This is a genomic window from Mycobacterium sp. (assembly GCF_019243155.1).
Taxonomy (GTDB): domain Bacteria; phylum Actinomycetota; class Actinomycetes; order Mycobacteriales; family Mycobacteriaceae; genus Mycobacterium.
The window spans coordinates 1-15,937 of the sequence record NZ_JAFAUS010000077.1; the positions used below are offsets into that span (position 1 = coordinate 1).

Below are 15,937 nucleotides of genomic sequence, written 5' to 3' on the forward strand. Positions count from 1 at the left end.
TAGCGCATCCTCAACCTCTTGCAGCGCAGCATCATCGGGCCTCAGCACGCCAAACGGTATGCCCAGCAAGTACATATAGCCGACAACCCCGGCGTACGACGCGGGGTCAGCGTTGCGGGCTATAGCCAGGCCGTGCCGCAGGTCTTCTAACCATCCGGGACGGCCAAGGAAGTAGCGGGCCATCCCCCTCGACGCGAAGGCGAGCGCCAGCGGCGACCCAACCAGGAAGTTTCCTTTCGACGGATCACCGTCGGAAAGGTCGACAACGGCCTGCGACCACCGCAGCACATCACACCATTCGGCGCTCTCGATTTTGCCGTAGATCACCGGGAAGGATAGTCCCACAGTCAAATTCGCATCTCCGACCGACTCGGCGAGGGACCAGGCGTCGGACGCCAGCTGCGATGCCTCGCGCAAGCGGTCCTGATGCGCATGGCCAACCACCAACCCCGCCATGGCGATCCCCAATGACGCCTTGTCTCCAACGGCGCTGCACAATTCCCGCAATTCATCGAAGCGGTCATCGGCGATCCTGGCATTGACTCGCCAGCCGGTCCCACACAACATGGTGCGCGGGGCGATGCGCATGGCCGCCCGGCCTGGATCGTCGGAAGGCAGTGCGTCCGCGATGGTTCGGGCACGCTCCCAATTCAATCGCGCTGCGGCGATGTCGCGGTTGGTCGCCCATTTGGCGGCACGCATCTGCCAGTCGTAGGCGGCGTGCAGATCGCCGGCAGCCTCGAGATGTTCGGCGATCAGCGCAGCATTTTCGTCAGCCGACGCCGGGGTGCGCGCCTCAATCGCGGCGGCCAGCCGCCGATGCAACTCAGCACGATCCGACTTGAGCTGTGATTCGTAGGCGACCACGCGGATCAATGGATGGTGGAAGACGTACTCGGGATGTCGGGTAAACCTGATCTGATCGATCAGCTCGCCCCCCATCAGGTCCTCGAGGACTGGATCAATCCCCAACGTTTCCAACAGGTCTCGGCTGAACTTCGTCCCGATGACCGCTGCGGCGTTGAGGGTCCGTTTCGCTTTGGCGTTCAGCCGGTCAACGCGGGCGGCAAGCGTGGCCTGCACAGTGGCGGGCACGGTGACCTCGGCAGCATCGACCGTGGAGACGTAGGCGCCGCGGTTGCCCCGCAACACGGCGCGCTCGGCTAAGTCCCGCACTATCTCTTCGGCGAAGAACGGGTTGCCGGCCGCCCGCTCGGCGATCACGGCGGCCAATGCGGCGGTTGAAGGGTCCGGCCCGAGCAGCTGCGCGACCAGTGCCGCGGTCTCCGGATCACTCAGTGGCGCAAGGGCTATGGTTTGACTACCGACGAGTTGGCTGAGGACACCACGATATTCGGGACGGTAGGTGATCAGCACCAGCGAGGCCGTCTGGGGGATCACCGTGAGGAAATCGGCCAGCATCGACTCGCTGACCTCATCGATCCAATGCGCGTCCTCGATCACGTAGAGCGCCGGGCTTTTTCGGGCCAGTAGGGCCGTGCTCACAAACGCTGTCAATCGCCGCCGCCGCGCATCCGGATCGATCTTGGCCAGAGCGACATCGGGATCGGCGATACCCAGGAGGTCTTCGAACAGCAACGCGTCGTCAGGGTCGGCATCCCGAGCTTGAGCCCGCACCCGCTCACGAGCCTCTACTACGTCCAGCCCGCGCACACCGGTCGCTGCGCGCAACAGTCGAGCCACCACGTGGAACGGGATGTCGCTGGCATGCGATTCGCAGTAGGCCGCGAACACCTCCACACCCCGCACCGCAGCGATCGCAGCGACTTCACGCGCCAGGCGGCTCTTGCCGATGCCCGGCGACCCCACCACCGTGACCACCGAGCCATGGCTCTCGATGGCACGTTGCAGCAAGGCCTCGACAACGCCCAGCTCCCACCGCCGACCCACCAGCGTCGACTCTGCGTCCGTGGCACGGCGATCCCGCTCCGACACCCCCTTCAGCAGTTGACCGCGCACAGGCGCGTCGGCACCCTTGATCCGAACCAGCTCGGATTCGCCCAGGGTCGCAACGCCTTCAACGAGCCGCGCCGTTGACGCGCTGAGCATCACCCCTTTTGGCGGGGCCGCCGATTCCATCCGTTGTGCCATGCCGACTTGTTCGCCGACGGCGGTGTAGCCAAAAGGTCCCGGGCCGATTTCACCCGCGATCACCTGGCCCGAGTTGAGTCCGACCCGCAATTGGAGGTCGACACCGTCGCGCCTTCCGACCTCTTCGGCAAGCCGTTTGGCCTCATCCTGGATGCCCAGTGCCGCCAGACAGGCACGAACAGCGTGATCCTCCAATGCGGTTGGGGCGCCGAACACGGCCATGATGCCGTCGCCGGTGAACTTGTCGACCGTGCCGCCGTAGCGCTCTACAACTGCGGCGCAGCGGTCGGCGAGGCCGGCCATGATCTCGCGAAGCCGCTCCGCACCGACGGCCGAGGCGATGTCCATCGAGTGCACGACATCGGCGAACAGCACGGTGACCTGCTTGTACTCCGCCGGAATACCGCCTTGTTGTATCGGTGAGCCACAGTCGTGACAAAACCGGGCGTTCTCTAGAAGCTCGGTGCCACACGCTCGGCACGCTGCTACGGCCGCCACCCGACCCTCCGACAATCCGGCCTCGACGTTTCCGAGGTTCTCCAAGGATATGCGGTTGGACACGGCTACGAGGGCCCTACCGCATTCAGTTCGGCTCGCGCCCGATCGATCTGTTCGAGGGCATACCGGGCAGCACCCGCGTTCGTCATCTTGGCACCGGTTTCGCTCAGCGACCGATAGAGGTTGTCGCCGAGTACTTCACGCAAATGGGAAGCCGCTACCTGAATTTCGGGAAAAGTGGCGAGGGCGAATGCGGTTGTTGCGAACCCGACCATGGTCGCGGCCGCCTCATACCGTCCGATCCGATCGAAGTGGGCGGCCAGAACGGCCAGCGGACTGACCATGTGGGAGTAGCTGCCGGTGTCGAAGAAGTTCTTGATCGCCAGCGTCAGGTAATCGAGGGCGTCCGTCGGGTTGCCATGGGTGACGCCGAAACCCGACAAGTTCACAGCGATGTACGACTCTGTCATCCGGTTGCCACTCTGCTGAGCAATTGTCAGGCCTCGACGGAGTGCTTCGTACGCCGCAATGGGATCTGCTTCGCGCCATGCGTAGCCATACGCGAGCAACGCGAACGCCTTTGCGCCAGGGTTATTCGTGGCTTCCGCGGCGTCGAGGAGATCCGGGGAGGCCGACTTCGCCTCTTCGAGCTCACCTACGGTTGCCAGGGCCATGACCATCGAACCCCGGTTGAAGGCGTGCATCCCTTGGCCCTGCGCAAGTCGTCGGCGGCACAGCGCCAGCCACCGGTCGCTGGATCCCACAGTGATGTACGTGCCGCCGAGAGCTGTCGGCTCGAAGTCGAACAGCATGGGGTCAAACGGTCCGGTCCCGACCATGGCCGCAGCCTTATCGGCGTATTCGACACCCTCGGGCACCCTGCCAGTCCGGCAACACTCGGCGGCTATCACATAGAGCTGACCCAGGCGCCGATGACCAACCGCTCGAGCATCATCGATCAGTTCCTCTGCCCATGTTGATGGCTCGTGCTGCTCAACGAATCCGCCCACGAATCCGGTGTATATGGCGATGGCGGCCGCGGAGTCGAGGTCGCCGCGAGCGGCTGCCCATCGAAAAGCGGCACGCAGGTTGGCCAACTCGGTGCTCAGCCAGACGAAGGCCGCACGCTGGTGAGGACTGTCCCAGATGCCGAGGACGTCGGACTCCGATTCGGCGAAGTGGTGGGCGTGTGCGTCACGCGTTGACTCCCAATGACCCGAGGCCACGAGTTTTTCCTCGGCGAACTGGCGAATGGTCTCCAACATCGAAAACCGGGTGCCCCCGGTTGACCCTTTGACGATGATCATCGACTTGTTGCGCAGCGCGTCCAACAGATCGAGCGTGGCGAGGTCGTCATCGGAATGCGTTACAGCACAGGCGCCTTCGAGATCAAACCCACCGGCGAACACCGAACAACGCTCCAGCAGAACCCTTTCCGGTTCATCGAGCAGGGCGTAGGACCAGGCCACCGTATGTCGCAGCGTTTGATGGCGTTCCACTGCGCGTCGTGACCCTATGAGCAAACGGAAACGCTGATCCAGCCGATCGCGCACCTCGATCGCGGTCATCGTAGCCATCCGTGACGCCGCCAACTCGATGGCCAGCGGGATTCCGTCGAGACGACGGCAGATCTCGGCAACAGCGCTTGAGTCGTGGGCAGCGGAAGCCGGAGCCACGCGGTGGGCACGTTCGATGAATAGGTCCACCGCCGTCTCGACATCCAGGGAGGGCACCGGCCAGATCTGCTCGTTGGCGATCCCCAATCCTTCCCGGCTGGTGGCCACAATCGTCACGGAAGTCGATGCCATCAAGATGGCGTCGATCAGATCAGCCGCCGCGTCGCGCACATGCTCACAGTTGTCGAACACCAACAACCTGAACCTGCCCTCGAGCGAGGCGGCGACGCTTTCACTGACTGTCTTGCCCGCCTGTTGGGTGATGCCGAGCACCGCCGCGACCGCCTCGGGCACCGCGGCGGGATCCGTGACCGCGGCCAAGTCGAAAAACCAGACACCGTCCAGGAATTCACCCGCCACCCTGGCTGCGACCTCGGTTGCCAAGCGGGTCTTGCCGACTCCCCCGAAGCCGATCAGGGTGATCAACCGGTGCACCTTCAACCCGGCATGCAACTCGGCGATCTCCGACTCGCGCCCGATGATGTTCGTGGTCGCAGGCCGCAGATTCCCCGGAGCCTTCTCCATCGCCCGCAAGGGCGGGAAGTCCGTTTGCGGGCCCGGTGCTCGTACTTGAAACACTCCAACCGGCATCGGCACGTCCCGTAGCCGTCGCGGCCCCAGGTCGACAAGATCGACTCCGCTGAGCAGACCCGCCGTCGAATCGGCCACCAGCACCTGGCCGCCATGGCCTGCCGCCATCACGCGCGCGGCCCGGTTGAGCACGGGTCCGAAGTAGTCACCCTCTCAATTCCGCTTCGCCGGTCGCGATGCCCATCCGCACCGGCAACTCCAAGTCAAGCTGCGCAGCAACCGCGGTGTCCAGCGCCGACCTCGGTGACGCGAATGCGGCGCACACCCCGTCCCCAGTGTGTTTGAACAACCAGCCGCCGTGCTTTGCGATCGCCGAGCGTAGGACCTCGTCATGCGCGAAAAGGGCCACCCGCATCGCATCCGCGTCGGCTTCCCACCGACGGGTCGAACCCTCGATATCGGTGAACAGAAAAGTCACAACCCCAGAAGGCCGGCCCTCTGCGGACACCCGAACAGGATGTCACACCGAACCCGGTACCGCCCAGCAAACCGTGAACGCCCCTTCAGACGAGTAATGGCAACCTGCCAGGACAGGTAGTCGCCTACGCATGTGCAGCGAGGGTGCGCCGCCAAGGCTTGGTGACGGAAGAACTTACCGACGACCTTCGGGACACCGCTATGACTATCACAGTTGACGCGTCCGTCACCCCGAGCGTCTTTGATGCCGACCTGCCGGCGATTGACTACGAACGTTGCCAGAGCATCGAGGAAGCACACGAGATTCTGCACCGGGCGCGATGCCAGGCTCCGATCGCGATCGGCCCGCACGGACCCGAGTTGCTGACCTATGAACTCGTTCGAACCGTGCTGCGCGACCCGAGATTTCGCATACCCCAGGGCATGTTCCTTGCGTCCCAAGGCATTACGAGTGGCCCCCTGTGGCAGCGGGTCGCGACGAATTTGATCAGTCTCGACGGGCCCGCGCACCACCGGCTGCGCCGGCTGGTGTCGAAAGCCTTCACACCGCGAGCCACCGAGCGACTGCGGACGACGATCGTCGATGTGATCAACGAACTGCTGGACCGGCACACCGCGACGGGGTGCTGCGATGTGGTCGACGACATCGCTCGCCAGTACCCGATCCCGATCATCTGTGCGCTTCTGGGCGCTCCGGCGCAGGATTGGCAACTGTTCTCAGACTGGACCGACGATATCTTCAAGGCCTTCAGCTGGGAGGTCGCCGCGCACCAGCGAAGCATTTTGGCGGCATGGGATGAGCTCGACGCCTACATCGACGACATGGTCGCCCGGCGGCGCAACCGGCTGACCGACGACCTGATTTCTGAGCTGATTCGCGCCGAGGACGATGGTGATCACCTCAACGCTGAAGAGCTACGGATGCTGGCGGCGGGCCTGCTGATGGCCGGCACCGACACCACCCGCAACCAGCTGGCCGCGTCCGTGCACGCGCTCTGTGACCGCCCCGATCAGTGGGAGTTGCTCGCCGAGCATCCCGAACTCGCGAGCAACGCGGTCGAAGAGACGATGCGTCACTCACCGATCGCGGGCGCGACCTTGCGAACCGCCCTCGAGGACGTCGAAATCGCCGGGGTGGTGATTCCCGCCGGCACACTCGTCGTCGCCAACACCGCCGCCGCAAACCGCGATCCCGCCGTCTACGACGAGCCCGACCGGCTCGACATCAGCCGCAAGGGAGCGCCGCCGATGCAGACGCTCGGCGCCGGCATGCACTACTGCCTGGGCGCCAACCTGGCCAGGCTGGAGCTCGCCGAAGCCCTGGTGGTCATGGCCCAGCGCATGCCGCACGCCCATCGCACCGGCCCCGCGCCGTGGAAGCCCCTTACCGGCATCAGTGGACCGATCACGCTGCCAATCGAATTCGACGCAGGACACTAAACCGGCGTCCGCGTCGCTACGAAGAACCGACGCAGCGCGTCCGCGATTTGCGCGCGTATCGGTGCGCCGGAGATGACGACGTCGACCATCGCGACCGACTGGTGGGTGTGGCCCCGAGCACGCACATGCTCGGTCGGGACGCCCGCCGCTTCCAGCGCGGCGGCGTACGCCGCACCATCGTCGCGCAGGGGGTCGAACTCGGCGGACACCACGATTGCCGGTGGCAGACCGGAGAATTCGACGGCCCGCAGAGGTGCGAACCGGGGGTCGCCTCGATCAGCCGCGTCGATGTAGAGGTCGTAGAACCACTGGACGAGTGGCGTCGTGAGACCGTAGCCGTCCGCGTTCTCGGCGAAGGACCCTGCCGCAATCTCGCCGGACATGGACGGCGTCAACAACGCCTGCCCCAAGATGGGTGGGCCACCCATGTCGCGCGCCAGCCGACACACGACCGCCGCGAGTTGACCGCCCGCACTCCAGCCGCACACCGCGAGTTGCCCCGGCCTGCCCCCGAGGGCCTCCGCATTGGCGGCAGCCCACTGCACCGCGGCCAGGGCGTCATCGACCGCCGCCGGGAATCGATGTTCGGGCGCGCGCCGGTAGTCGACCGAGATGATGACGGCGTCGCTGCGCACGCAAATGTCCCGGCAGAGCGGATCATCCGAGGCAGCGTCGCCCAGGACGCAACCCCCACCATGGAAGTACACGACGACGGGATGCGGGCCAGGAGTCGGTGGACGGTAGAGCCGGTAGGCCAGATCGCCATCGGCTCCAGTCAGGACGCCGTCGACGATCTCGCCGACGTCCGGCCCCGGCGGCCTAGCCGTTGACATTTCCATGTACATGGCGCGGGCATCCTGCACGGACAGCGTTTCCATCGGCGGCAGCTGCAGCGCCGCGGCGGCCTCCATGACCTTCTCGACGTCCGGTTGCAACCGTCGCACCACCCCATCGTTGCACCGCGAGCCGCCGGGACCAGACATGGTGAATCCCAGATAATCTCGGGCGGTCACCTCATCGCAGCTGGCACAGTAGAAGTCGAAGCCGGCGCAGTAGGGCAGAAAAACCCGCGGCTTTCCAGGCACATTGGCGCCGATATACCACGAATTCGCGGCCGGGTAGAGCGTGATATCGGCGCAGTCGTTGACATGTTGCGTCCAGCCTGCTTCCGCGGTTTCGGTGGGCTCGATCGCATCGAAGCCGCAGGCGCTCAAGTGATCCAGGCAGTCGAGCACCCAATCGACGTGCTGTTCGATCGAGACGACCATGTTCGACAGTACAGAGGGACTCCCCGGGCCGGTGATGAAGAACAGATTCGGGAATCCCACGGTGGTCAAGCCGAGGTAGGTCTGCGGGCCGTGCGCCCATTTCTCTTTGAGCACCAAGCCGTTACGGCCGTTGATGTCGACGGCCGTGATGGCACCCGTCACGGCATCGAAACCCGTGGCGAAGACGATCGCGTCGAGTTCGAACGACTCGTCGGCGGTTTCGATTCCGGATTCCGTGACCTGCCGGATCGGATGGTTCCGGACGTTGACCAGACGCACGTGCGGCAGGTTGAAAGTGGCGTAGTAGTTCGAATCCAGGCAGGGCCTTTTCGTCGCGATCGGATGATCGGTCGGGCACAGGTCGGCCGCGGTCTGCGGATCGTCGACGATGGAGCGGATCTTGTTCCGGAAGAACTCGGCGAACGCGTGGTTGGCTGCGGGATCGCTCAGCACGTCGGCGAAGACGTTGATCGCCTCGAAAAGTAAGCCATCCTCCCAGGTGCGCTCATAGCCTTCTTGTCGCTGCGCCTCCGAGACGCTGAACGTCGGGGTGATGCTGCGTTCCATCGGTATGCCACCCGGTGAAACCCGCGCTGCCGCACGGTATTCCGCCTCGTTTGTCAGCTGCGCGAGCCTCTCGGCCGGCAGCGGTCCGTTGTGCGCGGGAATCGAGAAATTCGGGGTGCGCTGGAAGACGACCAACTGCCGGGCTTCCTGGGCGATGAGCGGAATCGTCTGCACACCAGAAGAACCCGTGCCGATCACGGCGACCCTCTTGTCGGTGAAATCGACCGGTTGGTGCGGCCAACGGCTGGTGAAGTACACGTCGCCGGCGAACCGTTCCAGCCCGTCGACCTCGGCCGGCTTGGGAATCGACAAACAGCCACTGGCCATCACGAGATATCGCGAGGTGACCTCGTCCCCGCGGTCGGTGGTCACCTGCCACAGCGAGTCATTGTCGTCCCAGCATGCGCGTTGGACTCGCGTCGAGAACGTGATGTGGTGCCGCAGGTCGTGCTTGGCGGCGACATGGTTCAAGTACCGCAGGATCTCCGGTTGGGTGGCGTACTTCTCCGACCATTGCCAGTCCTGCCGCCAGTCGGGATCGAAGCTGTACATGTAGTCGACGCTGGGCACATCGACCCGGGCACCCGGATACCGATTCCAGTACCACGTGCCGCCGAGATCGTCGGCCGCTTCGAAGACCCGAAACCGGTATCCGGCGCGGCTCAGTCGGTAGGTCAGATACAGGCCCGCGATGCCGGCGCCCACGACGACGACGTCGACATCAGGCCCCGAACGATCCCCGTTGACCGTCACAGTCGTCATCATCGGATCATCACCCCGTGCCAGCGATCTGTCACGAGTAGGGCATTACTCGACTGCCGCGGTCGGACCGGAGCTATCCGTAGAGTCGGCATCGTTCGACAAGAATCTGGGCCATCTTTTCAGGCTCGCTGATCATCAGGTTATGACACGTTTCGACCGAAATCACTTGCTGCACACCGCCGATAGCCTGAATGGAGGCACGTTGCAGTTTGACTGAAAGCGCTCGGTCACGCGTGGTGAGTATCCACGTCCGCGGCACCTCGTGGGGCATGGCCGAGCGGTCCACGCTCTCGAGGACAATGCTGGGCGACTCCGGATAAAACCGTGAGCCGCTGGGTTCGCCCTTCTGGGCCTTGCGCAGTGAGACATGGCGCGCGTACCACCCCAACGGACCGGGCATCGTGTCCACTAATGCGGAACCATCGGGTGGCACGTATGCCGCGGCGAGGATCATCTCTCGCACCCGCGCGGAACCGAGTTTGGCGACGACGCCTGGGACGATCAGGCCCGCCATCGAATGGGCGACGATGACGAGGTCATCGAGACCCGCGGCATCGATGTCCGAGACCACCGAATCGACCCATCCGTGGAGGCAGGCGGTGATCAGGTCGCCGGACTTGCCTCGGCGTCCTGGCAAATCTACGGCAAGAACTTTCAGGTCGGGGTCGAGGCAGCCGAGCCTTTCGATGGTGGGTTCCCAGCAATCACCAGCATGCTGTCCACCGTGCACGAGAACCAACGAAGGTAATCCCATCGCAGCGCTCCTTTGGCGCCTACCCCTGACGAAGTGGATGGTAGGCCCATTTCGGAGCGTACGGAAGTATTCTGCAGGATTACAAGAGCTGGCTAACCCGAAAGGTCACTCGCCCTGCGCGTACCGCTTCGTGAACGCCCGTCTGCGGGCAAACGGCGACAGCACCGCCTCGTAGTGGCCGAGCAGCTCGTCGCAGATGACCGGCCAGCTACGGCCAAGCACACTGCGCCGCGCGGCCGGGGCGTAACGACCACGCTCGGCGATCAGATGGTCGACCGCGGACGGCAGCCGCGCCTCGAACTCGTCGACGGACAGTAACAACCCGGTGCGGCACGGCGTGACGAGGTCACGTGGGCCGCCGGCGTCGGGGGCAATCACAGGCAACCCCGACGCCAGCGCTTCTTGCACGACTTGGCAGAACGTCTCATGTTCGCCGGGATGGACGAAAACGTCCATGCTGGCGTACGCCGTGGCGAGCTCCTCGCCATATAGCGCACCTGTGAAAACTGCTGTCGGCATTGCGGATTGCAGCTTTTTACGGTCGACGCCGTCACCCACGATGACGACTTGCACCGCATCGGTGTTGGCCAACCCGATCAGTCGCTCGACGTGCTTTTCGGGTGCGAGCCGGCCCACGAACCCGACGATCGGCTTGCCCTGCGGCGACCAATGGCGCCGCAGCAGCTCATCGCGGCCCGACGGCGCGTACCGCAGCACGTCAACCCCGCGCGCCCACTGATGCACCCGCGGAAATCCATGAGAGACAAGCGATTCCATCGTCACGGTGGACGGCGCCAACGTACGGTCGGCGAGGGTGTGTAGATGACGGAACCAGGCCCACGCGGCCCGCGTCGTCATCGGAATGCCATAGCTGGCCGCGAAACCCGGTACGTCGGTCTGGTACACCGCGACCGTCGGGACCCCCAACCACCGCGCCGCCTTCACCCCGCCGTAGCCGAGCAGCGCCGGCGAGGCCAGGTGCACCACGTGCGGGTCGAACCCGCGAAGCACCTTGAGCATCCGGGGCATCGGCACGCCGAGCGGCAGCGTGGTCACCTTGGGGAACATCCGTGACGGCACGCGATGCACGCGGATGCCGTCGTGGATGCGATCCGCGGGTGGTTCGCCGCGCGGCGTGTCGGGGGCTATGACGAGCGCTTCGTGACCGGTTCGACGCAGATGCTCGAGGACCCGGATCACCGAATTGCTGACACCATTGACCTGCGGGAGGAAGGATTCGGCGACGATGGCAACTCGCACACCACTACGGTCTCAGCGCTGCCTGTCCCAAAGGTTGCCTCTGGGCATACGTCATGCGAAATTTGCTGTTCGCGGGCCGCGGATCGGAGCTAATCCGCCGTGTTTTTCGCCTCGGCGCGGCGATCCAGCCACCCTTCCAGCAGCGCCAGGCCCGCCAGTACGGCAGCCGCAACCAGCCAGCCCACCACCGCGATTGATCCCGCCGGAATGATCGACAGCCCGGCGTTGCGATGCTGGACGCGAACCAGGTTCGGGTCGTTCTTGTTGTATTCGACGTAAATCCGCATTCCCGTGGCCAAATGAGACGGATACAACACACCGAGTTCGGGGCGATAGGTGACGCGTTCGGGTGTGACGAATTCGATAGTGGAGCGCCGCGGGCCGGCGCTGAGCACCTCCGCCTCCGCCACGCCCATATTGTGTTGAATGGCAATATCATCGCGCCAGGCGCCGGCCACCAGCAACACCGATTGCAGGGTAACCAGACCCGCCACGATCAGCACCGCAATTCGCGCCCACCGCAACGCGACCCTCGACCCAGTATGCGGTGACTCATCAGTGCGGCCATGGATCAGTATGTGCAGCAGCGTTTTTGGAGGTATCACGGCGACCACCGCCTCATAAAGCTGCCTTGATCGCCGCGTGCAATCCGCGCAGCGACGACCGGTCCGCCTTGACCTCCAGCACCCGCAGTCCGGGTCCGGGTTCGTCGAGGGCCGCGTTCAATTCGTCGACCTCGATCTGCCGGCTCTCGACGTGATAGGCGCGGCACAGGGCGCCCACGTCGACATCGTGCGGGGTGCCGAAGACCCGCGACGACACGTCCGAGAACCGGGGGTCGCCTTGTTCGAGGGTCTCGAAGATGCCGCCGCCGTTGTCGTTGGAGACGACGATCGTCAGTCGGCGCGGCATCGGTTCGGTGGGGCCGATCAGCAGGCCGGAGCTGTCGTGGACGAACGTGAGGTCGCCGATCAACGCGACGGTACGGGCCGGATTGTCCGGCCCGCCGTTGCGTTCGTGCGCCAGTGCGGCTCCGATCGCGGTCGACACCGTGCCGTCGATGCCCGCAACTCCGCGGTTGGAGCGGACCTTGATGCCGTGGGCGTCCAAGCCGACGAGCGCCGCGTCGCGCACCGGATTGGATGCTCCGAGCACCAGCTGGTCCCCCGGCCGTAGGGCATCGGCGACGGCCGCCGCGACATGCAGACCCGTAATCAGTGGATGCGCAGCAAGCTGGCTGCGAACCGCGGCGACCGCGTGCCGGTTCATCTCCTCGCAGCGCTGCAGCCACGCCGGATGCGGAGTGCCGGTGGTGACCGCCCGCGAGCCGGTGGCCTGCGAATTACCGGAGACGTCCGGCCAGCGCGGTCCGGTGGTCAGCGCGTACACCGGCACGTGCGGGTCGGCCAGCAGCGTCGATACCGGCCGGTGCAGCGTCGGACGGCCGAGCATGATCACCTGCTTGGGCCGCAGGAGCGGCAGTGTCAGGGGGTGCAGGGGGTTTTCCGGGGCCGGCGCCGTCGGCTCGGCGACGGTCGGCAACTGCGCCAGGTTGGGCTGCGCGCCCGCGCCGTGCCCGGCGATGACGACCGTGTCGGCCGTGATGTCGATCTCCAGCGGCTGGTCGAAAGTGACCGCAGGGGTGTAGGTCCACGGCTTCCCGTCGCGGCGGCCCGGCGGCGTCACCGCGTCGTGCGGCTCCGGGCCCGGCACCAGCGGTTCGCGCAACGGGATGTCGAACTGCACGGGTCCCGCGTTGGCGGTCCGAGATCCGGTGGCGGCCGCCAGCACCCGGCAGGTGGCCGATCGCCACGTGGCGTTGAACGAATCCAGCCGCTCGGGCGCATCTTCGGCCAAGCCCAGGCTGATGGTGGCGCGGACCTGAGTGCCGAAGTAGCCGAATTGCTCCATGGTCTGGTTGGCGCCGGTACCCAGCAGCTCGTAGGGCCGGTTGGCCGACAGCACGATCAACGGCACCCGCGCGTAGTTGGCCTCGATTACCGCGGGGCCGAGGTTGGCCACCGCGGTCCCCGACGTCATGGCCACACACACGGGCGAGCCGGCGGCGATGGCCAGGCCGATGGCCAGGTAACCGGCGGTGCGCTCGTCGATGCGGACGTGCAACCGGACCCGACCGGCCCGGTCGGCGTCCTGCAGCGCGAAGGCCAGCGGGGCGTTCCGCGAACCCGGGCAGAGCACGACGTCGCGGACGCCGCCGCGAATCAGCTCGTCAACGACGACGCGAGCCTGTGTCGTCGAGGGATTCATTCCTACAGATTGTCACAGCGCGTTTGGTCAGGCCTTGACGCTGGCGAAGAACTGCAGCGCCGCGGCGTTGACAGCCTCGGGCTTCTCGAAGAACCCGAGGTGACCGGCGTCGGGTATCTGCACGTAGCGGCCGTTGGGCAACGCGTCGGCGACCTCGCGGCCCAGGTACGGCGGCGTCAGCACGTCGTCGGCGAAGCCCATCACCAGCACCGGCGTCGCGATGGCGCGATACGCGGCCAGTCGGCTGTTGTACGGGGCGACGTCCATCTGGCAGCGCGTGCCGGGAGTGGCTTTGGTAGGCCACATGCTGAACATCGCGATCCAGTCGGCGACCGCTTCGTCGTCGTTGAGCGTCTTGTGCGAAAAGTTTTCCAGCAGGCGGATTTTCGCCTCGTAGGAGCTCGGCAGCTCGATGCCGGCGTCAGCCAGCTCGACCTCGGCGTCCCGAAAGAACGTTCGGGTCCGGTCCATGCGCCCGCGGGTGCCCATCAGCACCGCGGCGCTGACGAGCTCGGGCCGCGCGAGCATCAGTTCCTGGGTGATGAAGGCGCCCATCGACATTCCGACGATGCGGGCCGGAGCGGCGTTGAGCCCCTCGATCAGCGCCGCGGTGTCGGCGACCATGGTCTGCGTCGTGAACCCCTCGGCGTTCTCGGTCGCGCCGATGCCGCGGTTGTCGAAGGTGATGACGCGGTAGCCGGCGGCCAGGAACGCGGGAACCTGGTACGGGTGCCAGGTCCGCCCGGCACCGCCATGGCCGGCGATGAACACCACCGGCGGGCCGGACCCGCGGTCGTCGTAAGCCAGGTTGATCACTCGCAAGACGGTACAAGCAGCGGATGGCACGCCTTGACCCGGTCGATCCACCACTGCCGCCGGTCCGGCGGCGCCGCGAGCGCGCTCAGCCGCGCCGGGTCGGGCGTCACCGGCCCGACCGGTAAGTAACCGTCGACGGGCCCGGCGGCCTCGGCGACGTCTTCGACGAAGAGCCTGCCGGTGCCCAATCCGCACGCATGCCGAAGCTGCGGCAGAGCCGCTGCGGCGGTCAGTCCCGCGGCCATCCCCACCGCCGAGTCGAGCGCGCTGGAGATCACGACCGGGATGTCGATCTGCGCGGCGATCTCAAGCAGAGTCGAAATCCCGCCCAGCGGAGCAACTTTGAGCACCGCGACGTCCGCGGCGCGGGCACGGACCACGGCGAGCGGGTCGTCGGCCTTGCGGATGCTCTCGTCGGCGGCGATCGGTACGTCGATCCGCCGGCGCAGCGCCGCGAGCTCGTCGACGGTCGCGCACGGCTGCTCGAGGTATTCCAGTGGGCCATCGGCGGTCAGGGCGGACGCGGCCCGCACCGCCTGCTCGACGGTCCAGCCGCCGTTGGCGTCCACCCGCACGGTCGGCACGAGTTCGCGCACGGCGTTGACCCGTTCGACGTCATCGGCGAGCGTCTGCCCCGCCTCGGCGACCTTCACCTTGGCCGTGCCGGCGCCCGGAAAACGGGCGAGCACCTCACTCACCTCAGCCGCGGCTACAGCGGGCACGGTGGCGTTGATCGGCACCCGGTCGCGCCGCAGCGGCGGCGGTTGCCGGTAGGCCGCCTCGATTCCGGAGGCCAGCCAGTGCGCGGCCTCCGGCGGACCGTATTCGCCGAACGCCCCGAATTCGCCCCACCCGACGGGGCCCTCGATCAGTGCCACTTCGCGGGTGGTGATGCCGCGGAATCGGACCCGCATGGGCAGTGCCACCACATGCAGACGGTCCAATACGTCGGCGAGCGCCGGTATCACCGTTGATAGACCTGGCGGCCCGCCAAAAACGTGGCCAGGACGTCGAGGTCCGCGATCTGTTCGGGCGGCACGGTTCGCGGATCGGCCGACAGCACCACTATGTCCGCGTACTTGCCGACCTCCAGCGAGCCGGTCACGTCGTCGGCGAACAGCTGGTATGCCGCGTCGATGGTCTGCGCCCGGATCGCCTGCTCGACCGTCAACTGCTCCTCGGGTGCCAGCACCCGGCCGCTGGGCGCCGTGCGGGTAGCGGCGACGCTGATGTTGCGTAGCGGCTCTTCCGGCGTGACCGGCGGATCGTTGTGCAACGAGATGCGCATCCCGGTGGCCACCGCGGATCCTGCTGGCATCCAACGGGATCCGCGCTCCTCGCCGAACAACCCGTCGACGATGACGTCGCCCCAATAGTGGATCTGGTCGACGAAGATGCTGCAGGTGACACCGAGGTCGGCGGCACGCTGGAGTTGCTCGGGCCGGATGGCGCCGACATGTTCGAGCCGCAGCCGGTGGTCGTCGCGCGGATGACTTTTCAGCGCCTCT

General features: G+C 65.9%; 12 protein-coding genes. 1 reads left to right on the forward strand and 11 read right to left on the reverse strand.

The annotated features are described in order from the left end of the window. From JOZ00_RS03960 to JOZ00_RS27650, 3 genes are all read right to left on the reverse strand, one after another. The coding region (locus JOZ00_RS03960) for an adenylate/guanylate cyclase domain-containing protein (protein ID WP_293339926.1) at positions 1 to 2,610 on the reverse strand (2,610 nt) is incomplete at its 3' end. Positions 2,611 to 2,675: 65 nt separating this feature from the next. Beyond that, complete coding sequence (locus tag JOZ00_RS03965; protein ID WP_366022252.1) at positions 2,676 to 5,009, reverse strand: NB-ARC domain-containing protein; 2,334 nt, start codon at positions 5,007 to 5,009, stop codon at positions 2,676 to 2,678. A 13-nt stretch (positions 5,010 to 5,022) separates the two neighbouring features. Then, positions 5,023 to 5,295, reverse strand: coding sequence for a hypothetical protein (locus tag JOZ00_RS27650; RefSeq protein ID WP_366022254.1), 273 nt, complete (start codon positions 5,293 to 5,295; stop codon positions 5,023 to 5,025). Between the two features lie 200 nt (positions 5,296 to 5,495). Here JOZ00_RS27650 and JOZ00_RS03970 point away from each other — a divergent pair, with 200 nt between their 5' ends. After that, positions 5,496 to 6,734 carry a cytochrome P450 gene (locus tag JOZ00_RS03970; RefSeq protein ID WP_293339929.1) on the forward strand — a complete coding sequence of 413 codons (1,239 nt, stop codon included), beginning with the start codon at positions 5,496 to 5,498 and terminating at the stop codon, positions 6,732 to 6,734. Here the strand turns inward: JOZ00_RS03970 and JOZ00_RS03975 are convergent. The 8 genes from JOZ00_RS03975 to JOZ00_RS04010 form a co-directional block, all read right to left on the reverse strand. Beyond that, positions 6,731 to 9,331, reverse strand: a complete 2,601-nt coding sequence (locus JOZ00_RS03975) for an alpha/beta hydrolase fold domain-containing protein (RefSeq protein ID WP_293339931.1) — start codon at positions 9,329 to 9,331, stop codon at positions 6,731 to 6,733. The two genes, JOZ00_RS03970 and JOZ00_RS03975, sit on opposite strands and share 4 nt — an antisense overlap. 73 nt (positions 9,332 to 9,404) lie before the next feature. Beyond that, positions 9,405 to 10,085: an alpha/beta hydrolase gene (locus JOZ00_RS03980; protein WP_293339934.1), complete on the reverse strand. Its 681-nt coding sequence runs from the start codon at positions 10,083 to 10,085 to the stop codon at positions 9,405 to 9,407. Between the two features lie 105 nt (positions 10,086 to 10,190). Beyond that, positions 10,191 to 11,345 carry a glycosyltransferase family 1 protein gene (locus JOZ00_RS03985; RefSeq protein WP_293339936.1) on the reverse strand — a complete coding sequence of 385 codons (1,155 nt, stop codon included), beginning with the start codon at positions 11,343 to 11,345 and terminating at the stop codon, positions 10,191 to 10,193. An 89-nt stretch (positions 11,346 to 11,434) separates the two neighbouring features. After that, the gene (locus JOZ00_RS03990) at positions 11,435 to 11,950 is read right to left on the reverse strand and encodes a DUF3592 domain-containing protein (protein ID WP_293339950.1); all 516 of its coding nucleotides are present in this window, start codon (positions 11,948 to 11,950) and stop codon (positions 11,435 to 11,437) included. A gap of 13 nt (positions 11,951 to 11,963) precedes the next feature. Then, positions 11,964 to 13,613, reverse strand: a complete 1,650-nt coding sequence (gene menD, locus JOZ00_RS03995) for a 2-succinyl-5-enolpyruvyl-6-hydroxy-3-cyclohexene-1-carboxylic-acid synthase (RefSeq protein WP_293339939.1) — start codon at positions 13,611 to 13,613, stop codon at positions 11,964 to 11,966. A 27-nt stretch (positions 13,614 to 13,640) separates the two neighbouring features. After that, positions 13,641 to 14,429, reverse strand: a complete 789-nt coding sequence (locus tag JOZ00_RS04000; RefSeq protein WP_293339942.1) for an alpha/beta hydrolase — start codon at positions 14,427 to 14,429, stop codon at positions 13,641 to 13,643. Further along, positions 14,426 to 15,397 carry an o-succinylbenzoate synthase gene (locus JOZ00_RS04005; protein ID WP_293339945.1) on the reverse strand — a complete coding sequence of 324 codons (972 nt, stop codon included), beginning with the start codon at positions 15,395 to 15,397 and terminating at the stop codon, positions 14,426 to 14,428. The genes JOZ00_RS04000 and JOZ00_RS04005 overlap by 4 nt, the downstream gene beginning before the upstream one ends. Next, on the reverse strand, positions 15,394 to 15,937 hold a 544-nt coding region (locus JOZ00_RS04010; protein ID WP_293339947.1), incomplete at its 5' end, for an amidohydrolase family protein. The genes JOZ00_RS04005 and JOZ00_RS04010, both read right to left, overlap by 4 nt.